Source organism: Oceanobacter sp. 5_MG-2023 (genome assembly GCF_030548165.1).
GTDB lineage: Bacteria > Pseudomonadota > Gammaproteobacteria > Pseudomonadales > Oceanobacteraceae > Oceanobacter.
In genome coordinates this window covers 1-1,847 of the sequence record NZ_JAUORS010000056.1, presented here as the reverse complement: position 1 = coordinate 1,847, position 1,847 = coordinate 1, and the positions used below count along the sequence as shown (strand labels likewise).

Genomic DNA, 1,847 nt, shown 5'->3' with positions numbered 1-1,847 from the left:
GTTTTGCGAGAGGCCCCGTTTTTACGATTAGGCTGGGAATCCTGCCCCAGATGTTCATCCAGTTCAGCACCTAATGCAGCTTCGGTGATCTGCTTGATCAGAGGTGTTAGCAGACCGTCTTTGCCATTGAGATCCTGACCGGACTGCAGGGCCTTAGCGAAGGCCTGAATGTCGATTTCGTATTTATCAGACATGATGTGTCACTCCCTGTAGAGGGTAAACTATAGAGGTGACACAGAATTTTGAACACTACCAAAAGCACGTAATGGAAAAACCGTCAGACTGATTTGCCTTGCGAGAGCCTCCCTTGTAAAGTTGTACGGAATTCCCGTACATAATAGTGACTATATGGATACCATAAGCGTAAACAAATTTCGAGATAACCTGAAAAGCGTTGTAGAACAGGTGGTTAGCAGGCATGAACCCTTGAAAGTTACCCGTAGAGCTGGCGAGGACTTTGTCGTTTTGAGCGCTGAAGACTGGGAGCGTGAGCAAGAAACTCTGTCCGTTCTGCAAAATCGTGATCTGATGCAGCAAATTGCAGCCTCTCTTGAAACCCACAAACATAGCCAAGGCTATAAACCGACCAAAGAGCAGATGGATGAGATCACTGGTATTTGAGGGGAACACCTGGGAGGCATATGAGCAAATGCGGGAAAAAGACAAGAAACTGCATAAAGCTCTATGCAAACTCCTGCAAGAAATGCTTCGCTCTGACAACCCATCTTCTGGCTTGGGGAAACCAGAGCCTTTAAAACATAATCTTTCCGGGTTTTGGTCGAAGCGAATATCCCAGAAGGATCGATTGATATATAGATTTGATGATCATTCTATTTATATATTCGCCATTGGCGGGCACTATGATCAGCCCTAATGAAGCTGTGAGGGTGACACAGAACTATGAACACCCTCATCATCCTTGGCATGTCAGTTCTCCTAATCTTTCGGCCGCAATCAATTTTGCTCCAGTTGTGTATTCCATTCTTATAAACGCAGCAAATCTATCTTGACTCGCCATGGATAATAGCTTTAGTGCATATACAAAATTTGGGTTTGCATCTTTTAGGCAGTCTAACGCTCTTCGGTAGTTAACTGTGGCAGTGAAAAACCTTTCTTCGTTGTCCGGGTTTTCGATCATTTGCATAACCGAATTTGCCAGCCTATAGGCTCCGGTTTTTATTTCGTAATCATCTATATTTGAATAAATAAAGTATTCAAGGTCATCATAAAATCCATCGACATCTTGATCTTTATCTGATATTGAATCTTTGCTTTCATATGGCTCTGGAGTGCTGTCTATATGTATGGTAACTAGCTTGGGGGACCATATTGTCACTCCTCCCCAGAAAATCTTCTTTTTTTCCCACGTTATTGATCGCTTGGTATATGAGTTTTCTATCTTATAAATATCTATGTTTCGATTATCTAGAGTCTCAACGTAAACATTATCAAAGTCGATACTTGTTTTGATGAGTGCGAAGTTGTTATTGGAGTCCTCTTCTTCATCGTTATGAATGCCTAATTCAGGCCGTCTGTCATCCAGCCAACTTCCAAATTGCACTGCTGCATCTTCTGCGTCAGCTAGTTCATCCCGGACAGTATCTTCAGCATCTGCCAATTCATCTCGGACGGTATCTTCAGCGTCTGCCAAATCATCTCGGACAGTATCTTCAGCGTCAGCAGCTTCTTCTCTCACAGAACCTTCTAAATCGGCGAGAGGATCTGTTATCGGAGAAAATTCAATACCAAATCCAAATGATTGGCCGGATATTTGTTCTGGTTGAATATCCCGGACACCTCAAGAAGAGATAAACTCTTCACCAACAGAGGTGCCAACCATGAGCCAG

3 protein-coding genes and 1 pseudogene are annotated in these 1,847 nt (G+C 43.3%); 2 read left to right on the top strand and 2 right to left on the bottom strand.

Going from position 1 to position 1,847, the window contains the following annotated elements; translation table 11 throughout:
- Nucleotides 1-194: pseudogene (locus Q4551_RS16080) on the bottom strand (hypothetical protein); the annotation flags it as partial.
- A gap of 154 nt (nt 195-348) precedes the next feature.
- Here Q4551_RS16080 and Q4551_RS16075 point away from each other — a divergent pair.
- Nucleotides 349-621 (top strand): type II toxin-antitoxin system Phd/YefM family antitoxin, encoded by a 273-nt coding sequence (locus tag Q4551_RS16075; RefSeq protein ID WP_303434931.1) that lies wholly within the window; start codon nt 349-351, stop codon nt 619-621.
- Nucleotides 602-874, top strand: coding sequence for a Txe/YoeB family addiction module toxin (locus Q4551_RS16070; RefSeq protein ID WP_368501415.1), 273 nt, complete (start codon nt 602-604; stop codon nt 872-874). Before Q4551_RS16075 ends, Q4551_RS16070 begins: the two co-directional genes overlap by 20 nt.
- A 39-nt stretch (nt 875-913) precedes the next feature.
- Here the strand turns inward: Q4551_RS16070 and Q4551_RS16065 are convergent, their stop codons facing one another.
- A complete protein-coding gene (locus Q4551_RS16065; protein WP_303434930.1) occupies nt 914-1,696 on the bottom strand; it encodes a hypothetical protein in 783 nt (260 codons plus the stop codon).
- Nucleotides 1,697-1,847: the final 151 nt, after the last annotated feature.